Source organism: Nodularia sp. LEGE 04288 (genome assembly GCF_963896525.1).
Lineage (GTDB): Bacteria > Cyanobacteriota > Cyanobacteriia > Cyanobacteriales > Nostocaceae > Nodularia.
In genome coordinates, this window is the sequence record NZ_CAWQOY010000050.1 from 1 (window position 1) to 6,250 (window position 6,250).

General features: G+C 42.8%; 8 protein-coding genes. 3 read left to right on the forward strand and 5 right to left on the reverse strand.

The window, feature by feature from the left end; translation table 11 throughout:
* Positions 1-29: 29 nt before the first annotated feature.
* Both AACX33_RS04130 and AACX33_RS04135 read right to left on the reverse strand, forming a co-directional pair.
* Positions 30-476 carry an NUDIX hydrolase gene (locus tag AACX33_RS04130; protein ID WP_194003183.1) on the reverse strand — a complete coding sequence of 149 codons (447 nt, stop codon included), beginning with the start codon at positions 474-476 and terminating at the stop codon, positions 30-32.
* Positions 477-507: 31 nt separating this feature from the next.
* Positions 508-963, reverse strand: a complete 456-nt coding sequence (locus AACX33_RS04135; RefSeq protein WP_445253288.1) for a hypothetical protein — start codon at positions 961-963, stop codon at positions 508-510.
* A 207-nt stretch (positions 964-1,170) separates the two neighbouring features.
* Here AACX33_RS04135 and folD point away from each other — a divergent pair, with 207 nt between their 5' ends.
* The 3 genes from folD (at position 1,171) to AACX33_RS04150 (ending at position 3,878) form a co-directional block, all read left to right on the forward strand.
* A complete protein-coding gene (gene folD / locus AACX33_RS04140; protein WP_194003262.1) occupies positions 1,171-2,046 on the forward strand; it encodes a bifunctional methylenetetrahydrofolate dehydrogenase/methenyltetrahydrofolate cyclohydrolase FolD in 876 nt (291 codons plus the stop codon).
* 250 nt (positions 2,047-2,296) lie between these two features.
* Entirely contained in the window at positions 2,297-3,226 is a 930-nt protein-coding gene (gene crtE, locus AACX33_RS04145; protein ID WP_194003185.1) for a geranylgeranyl diphosphate synthase CrtE, read from the forward strand.
* A 196-nt stretch (positions 3,227-3,422) separates the two neighbouring features.
* The gene (locus AACX33_RS04150; RefSeq protein WP_194003188.1) at positions 3,423-3,878 is read left to right on the forward strand and encodes a divergent PAP2 family protein; all 456 of its coding nucleotides are present in this window, start codon (positions 3,423-3,425) and stop codon (positions 3,876-3,878) included.
* 108 nt (positions 3,879-3,986) lie between these two features.
* On the opposite strand, the gene AACX33_RS04155 is transcribed toward AACX33_RS04150, so the two are convergent.
* From AACX33_RS04155 to AACX33_RS04165, 3 genes are all read right to left on the reverse strand, one after another.
* A complete protein-coding gene (locus AACX33_RS04155) occupies positions 3,987-4,643 on the reverse strand; it encodes a hypothetical protein (RefSeq protein ID WP_194003190.1) in 657 nt (218 codons plus the stop codon).
* A gap of 311 nt (positions 4,644-4,954) precedes the next feature.
* Positions 4,955-5,284 (reverse strand): MgPME-cyclase complex family protein, encoded by a 330-nt coding sequence (locus AACX33_RS04160; RefSeq protein WP_194003192.1) that lies wholly within the window; start codon positions 5,282-5,284, stop codon positions 4,955-4,957.
* Between the two features lie 80 nt (positions 5,285-5,364).
* The gene (locus AACX33_RS04165; protein WP_194003194.1) at positions 5,365-6,147 is read right to left on the reverse strand and encodes an ester cyclase; all 783 of its coding nucleotides are present in this window, start codon (positions 6,145-6,147) and stop codon (positions 5,365-5,367) included.
* Between the last annotated feature and the right edge of the window lie 103 nt (positions 6,148-6,250).

Sequence of the window (6,250 nt, forward strand, 5' to 3'; positions counted from 1 at the left end):
GTATTTTAGATTGCAGTCTAATCCAAAATCTAAAATCTAAAATCTAAAATTGATTGACTAATGAAATCCAACATAATTTTCTGATGTATAGTGCCTAAAGGTCGGATTTCATCGGCAATTGGGGAATAACAGTTACCTTGGCGAATATCTTTAGGTGTTAATAATCCCATATCCCAACCTTCGTTTAAAACAAGTTGGTTTAATTCGACTAGCAGTGGTGCATGAAAGACATGACGAACAACAGCATCATTTGCATAACAACCAAATTCCGAAAATGATGGGAGGGTATAGCCGATTTCTTCGATAACTTCTCGCTTGACTGCTACATCTGGCGTTTCACCAAGTTCAAGATGTCCACCGAATAGCCCCCAGTAACCAGGGTAGATAATCCCTGGGATGTTGTCTCGCAGTTGCATGAGAAACTTGTCTTCTTGGTAAAGAATTGCGATCGCTACATGAACTGGTTGATTAGTCATGAATTTTTACTGGTAATTTCTCCTGAAAATCTTAACTTTCCTCTAGATAAACTTCCCCAAACTCTTGGTCAGCTAAGGGAATACTCTTGTAGCGAACTTTACCCTTAATTACCACTTGCGCCCCCTCCTTGAGATTGGGTTGATTAGTAATCACCCAAATTTTACCAGTGGAGTCATTAATTTGATATGCCCATTGATTAACTAAGGGAACTTGCTTTTCCACCTTACCTTGGACGTAAACGATAGTCTCCTGGTCTGTCTCTGGTTTAATTTCCTGAATCAGGGTGACATTGCTGCCAATGCTTAAGTTACCAGCTTTGAAGCTCGGTATTGTCAAGGAACTACAACTGCAAAGACCCGCAACAAGTAACAAAGTAATTCCCTGGCGGTAAGGAATCATACTGCAAAGGTGAAATTTTTTGGTTGGTTGCATCAAGTTAGTTACCGTGCGTAAATTTGGGGAGGGTTGCGGGGGATGATTTCCCATTACCCTTTATATTTCATTCCTTCGCGTTCAGATGAGGCAGTTGATCTGAGAAGATAAACAATATAAATATAGTCTTGTGGATAGAAAGACGCTAAGGCACTAAGCAGCAACGCCTTGATAGTCAATAGACAAAAGTTATTTATGACTGTTGACTCTGCTGCAAAAGACAGCAAATCTAGACTAAAGGCGCGTCTTGTAGGAATTCTAATGGAAACAAAAACTGCCAAACTTCTCGATGGTAAAGCTTTAGCTGACAAAATTCATCAAGAACTTTCAGCTATCACTACAGAAACACAAGCAAAAATTGGGCGATCGCCTGGTTTAGCTGTATTAATGGTGGGGGATAACCCAGCCTCAGCTGCTTATGTCCGCAACAAAGAAAGAGCCTGCGCTAAAGTTGGTATTGCTTCTTTTGGACAGCATTTTCCCACAGAAACCACCCAAGGGGAACTAGAAGCAGTCATTGCTGCACTCAACGAAGATGAACGTGTGGATGGTATTCTCGTGCAGTTACCTCTACCTAGCCACTTGGATGCTGTCGCCCTGCTGAATAAAATAGACCCAGACAAAGATGCTGATGGACTGCATCCAGTCAACTTGGGGCGATTAGTGCGGGGAGAACCTGGTTTACGCAGTTGTACCCCAGCTGGTGTGATGCGGCTATTACAGGAATATGAAATTTCTTTGCAGGGAAAACACGCTGTAGTGGTGGGACGCAGTATTTTAGTAGGCAAACCAATGGCCTTGATGCTACTGGAAGCTGATGCTACTGTCACAATTGCTCACTCGCGATCGCTTGACCTTGGTACGATCACGAAGAATGCTGATCTGATCATTGCAGCTGTAGGTCGCCCAGGATTAATTACAGCCCAGATGGTAAAATCAGGCTCCGTTGTGGTAGATGTGGGGATGAATCGTGTAACAGATGCCAGTGGCAAAAGTCGCTTAGTCGGCGATGTTGACTGGGAATCAACTGCTGGTGTAGCGGAATATATCACTCCAGTTCCTGGTGGTGTTGGTCCGATGACAGTTGCTATTTTATTGCAAAATACAGTCGCCAGCTATTTGAAAAAGGCGAAGTAGTTGTGAGTTGTGAGTTATGAACTCTAAATTATTAACACCTTACCCCTAACTCATCACCAATAGTTCCTTAATGCTACAAACTCCCAAATTATCTGTAGAATCAATCGAAAATCCTCAAGTCCCTAGATTGTCAATCCAAAATCTAAAATCTAAAATCTAAAATTGTTTGACTTTTTCCGCGCCACAGCATCTTAAAATTGTGACGGATAAGACAAACAGCCAACAGCCTAAAATTGAAGGAATTTGAAGAATGGTAGCAGCTGATAACTTCCAGAAAATGAAAGAGGAAGCCACCTTTAACCTGGTAGCCTATCTCAAAGAGCGGCAAAAGCTTTGTGAAACTGCTCTGGATCAGGCTATTCCCGTGATTTATCCAGAAAAGATTTATGAATCAATGCGCTACTCGCTATTAGCTGGAGGTAAGCGCATACGCCCCATTCTCTGCCTAGCGGCTTGTGAAATCATGGGTGGCACAATTGAAATGGCCATGCCAACAGCCTGTGCGACAGAAATGATCCATACAATGTCCTTAATTCACGACGACCTGCCAGCAATGGATAATGATGATTATCGTCGGGGCAGACTGACAAATCACAAAGTTTATGGGGACAATATCGCCATTTTGGCTGGTGATGGCTTGTTGGCTTACGCTTTTGAGTTTGTTGCCACTCAAACTCCGGAAAACGTTCCTAGAGAAAGAGTTATACAAGTAATTGCCCGTCTCGGCAAAGCCTTGGGAGCCGCCGGCTTAGTCGGCGGTCAAGTGGTTGATTTAGACTCAGAAGGTAAATCAGATATTTCTCTAGAAACCCTGAATTTTATTCATAACCACAAAACAGCTGCCCTTTTAGAAGCCAGTGTTGTTTGTGGAGGCATGATTGCCGGGGCATCTGCGGAAGATGTCCAACGACTTTCTCGCTATTCTCAAAACATTGGTCTGGCATTTCAGATCATCGATGATATTCTGGATATCACTGCTACCCAGGAACAATTAGGTAAAACTGCTGGTAAAGACCTCATAGCTAAAAAAGTTACCTATCCCAGCCTTTGGGGACTTGAAGAATCACGCTCCAAAGCTCAACAGCTAGTGGAAGCAGCTTGTAAGGAATTGGAAACATTTGGCAAATTGGCACAGCCACTCCAAGCGCTGGCTCACTTTATCACCAGTCGCAATCACTAGTACAAGTTGGCGTAAATCAACAGACCATTCAAAATCCATGAAAAGCCAATTTTATAAGCTTTTTGACTTTTGACTTTTGACTTTTGACTTCCGCCTTGCGGTACTAGGTCAATTTGGGATTTGGGATATTGGGTTGCATTGAAATGTTTTCTCAGAAAATAATTGCTGCTAAATTTACTAACCGAACCAAAACACCATGCAGGACATAGGCAACATTTTAGATAACCGGGTGCTGTTGGTGGCTCTGGTCGCTTGTTTAATTGCTCAAGGATTGAAGCTTGTAGTTGAGGTAGTCAAAAATCGCAAACTGAATGTCCGTGTTTTAGTGACAACTGGAGGTATGCCCAGCGCCCATTCAGCTTTGGTTACAGCTCTTGCAGCTGGTGTAGGGCAAAGTCTTGGTTGGGCATCGCCTGAGTTTGCTTTGGCTACTGTTTTTGCGATCATTGTCATGTATGATGCAGCCGGAGTCCGCCAAGCTGCTGGCAAGCAAGCTCGGATTCTCAATCAAATGATTGATGAATTATTCCACGAAAAACCAGACTTTAGCCAAGACCGTCTCAAGGAATTACTGGGACATACACCAGTGCAGGTGATAGTTGGTTCAGCTTTGGGCATCACCATCTATTGGTTAGCTCGCTCTGCTTACTAGTACCGTAATTCGTAATTCGTAATTCGTAATTCGTAATTCGTAATTCCGATACCATATACGTTTTATTGATTTCAAATGGTCTGTTTATTTACGCTGACTTGTACAAGTTTATAAACGCACAGATGAGCGCAGTAACATTACCTTACTTCCATCCACTAGAACGGCAAAAAAACCGCGCTCGGTAAGCTTTTGCAGTGCGTTGTATGCTTCTTGTTGGTTGCCAGTATAAACTGCCAATAAGTAAGGGCGTTGTCCGTAAGAAGCAAAACCTATGTTACCTCCCACTACTTGATGTATGCTATTTGCCAGTTCTGGTTTGTTAAAATACTCTACCAATACAGCATAACCATCTCCTAGAACTTGGGGATTAAAGCTGATTGTCTGAGGTAGATTTGGTGTTTGTGTGACATTAGCTGCTGCCGGTCTTGTAGTGATGGTGGCAGATAAACCGACAATACTATTTACATATGTAGCCCAACGATTGGCATCATCAATTCTGTTAAACCCCCCTATCCGCGTTACTGTATCAGAAAGATATTGACAAGTTGTCGCTTGAATTTGATTTGGCAAGGCACTAAGTAGCTGTTTCTGACTATTTGCTGTGGGACTAACTACCAGCAAAAGATACTCTCCAGGGCGGGGAGGTTGACAAACGGGAACATTTTGTTGGGCAGTGACAGAAGTCATGCTACCTATCAAGCCTGCTGCTGCAAGTGCTAATGCACTAGATAAATTATCAAATTTCTGCACAAAATTGGGTTGCATAAACTGGATTTTTTCCAAAGATTTTCAAAATGCCTTTTCTGTTCCCCGACTTTCAGGGCAGGTTTTTTACCTACCCCAAATTGTTCTAGCTTCGTTTTGAGGGTTTGTAGTCAGCACTTTAGTGCTTATACCAATTTCAGAGGAATGAAGGCCGAAGGGCTTGCCGCAGGCTACCGCATTCTCTTACAAAACGCGTTCGCGTAGCGTCCCGTAGGGAAGGAGAAGGACGCAAAGAAAGCCAGAAATTCGGCACGGTTCCTCACAAAGAAATGGTAGGAGAAGACAGGACTGAAATCCTGACTACGAACTTGTTAAGACACTGAGCTGAGGGAAGCTAAAGGATCTGAGATAGTCTCAGAAGGAGCCTGAAATTCTCCTGTAATCACATACTCTAATCGCAGTTTGAGCCAGGTAATAAATTGGGCATTGGTAGAAATAATGGCGGCGGCTGGTCGAGGACACTTCGCCTTTACTTCTGCCATTTCAGGCGATTCTAAAAAAGCTGGCTGGTTCACCAACCAAAAATCAATTTCTTTTTCTTGTTCATGGTAGTGACGAGTGCGTTCTTTCAGAACTTCTGCGGTTGGTTCTTCTTGAATCAGGAATTTGTGACTTGCCAAAGCGTAATAGTATGTTTTCATTTTTAAACCTTTGCTTGCTATTCAATAATTTAAGGGTACAGTGCTATATCCTATACCCCTAAAAAATAATTAAACCAGAATTACTTCATCAAAGCACTGAAAGGACAAGCACTGGTTTTTGCAACGCCCGTTCTGGGTTTTTCTTGCCAATGCCACAATTGTGAGAAAAAATTCCAAAAATTTGGTTTTTTGTGCTTTTGTTCACCAGTTTCTTGTTGTCCTTTTGCTGTCAGCTTATCTAAGAACTTGGTGTTGTCATAGTAGTGTTCCAAAGAAAGGATTTTCAAGTCATCGGTGACGTGGGCAACGCTCATGCCGATAACTTCTATTGTCTCTCCTGTGGGTGCGTTGTCTTTGTATGCGCCTTTAAAATGTCCCCAATGCCGCCACTTAAAGGCAACGGTGGGTGGGGCTGAGAACACCTCTAGGACTTCCCAGGTAAATCCTTCGGGGAAGGCTGTATGGAAGAGGTTTGTGGATGTTTCAAAGTTTTCTTCAGCAGCTTTGTAGTGTTTGGTGTTACCAATTAGGAGTTTGTAAGTTCCTGACTCGACTAAATCTGATACTGTGTAGCCTGGACCTCCATTGGTACTCATGCGGAACTTTTCGTTGACAACCGATATCCACTGTTGGGGGTTGGTTTTAAAGTTCGCTTCCACATCGAAGGTTCTCACTAAGTTTTGGACTATGGCTTCTAGTGAACCTTCTGGATGATTGCGTGTGCTTTCTCTGGCGATATTTTCGTTGGAACGAGTATAGTCTGGAAATTTGCCATAGCGCCATTCGATATCCGTACTCTGTTCTAGTACTTTATCTCTGTGCTGTACCCAAAGCGGTAGGTTGTTAGACTCTGTTGAGGTCATAGCAGTTTTTGCTGAAAAATTTAACTCCAAATTTCTGGATTTCGCAGTTACAACCCCTCTTTTTCAGTTACAGCACTTCCCAGTGTTATGAGGTACAAGAACC

Excerpts from the sequence above, each read along its gene's own strand:
- AACX33_RS04130 (WP_194003183.1), bottom strand. The coding sequence starts at position 476 with ATGACTAATCAACCAGTTCATGTAGCGATCGCAATTCTTTACCAAGAA.
- AACX33_RS04135 (WP_445253288.1), bottom strand. The coding sequence starts at position 963 with ATGGGAAATCATCCCCCGCAACCCTCCCCAAATTTACGCACGGTAACT.
- folD (WP_194003262.1), top strand. The coding sequence starts at position 1,171 with ATGGAAACAAAAACTGCCAAACTTCTCGATGGTAAAGCTTTAGCTGAC.
- crtE (WP_194003185.1), top strand. The coding sequence starts at position 2,297 with ATGGTAGCAGCTGATAACTTCCAGAAAATGAAAGAGGAAGCCACCTTT.
- AACX33_RS04150 (WP_194003188.1), top strand. The coding sequence starts at position 3,423 with ATGCAGGACATAGGCAACATTTTAGATAACCGGGTGCTGTTGGTGGCT.
- AACX33_RS04155 (WP_194003190.1), bottom strand. The coding sequence starts at position 4,643 with ATGCAACCCAATTTTGTGCAGAAATTTGATAATTTATCTAGTGCATTA.
- AACX33_RS04160 (WP_194003192.1), bottom strand. The coding sequence starts at position 5,284 with ATGAAAACATACTATTACGCTTTGGCAAGTCACAAATTCCTGATTCAA.
- AACX33_RS04165 (WP_194003194.1), bottom strand. The coding sequence starts at position 6,147 with ATGACCTCAACAGAGTCTAACAACCTACCGCTTTGGGTACAGCACAGA.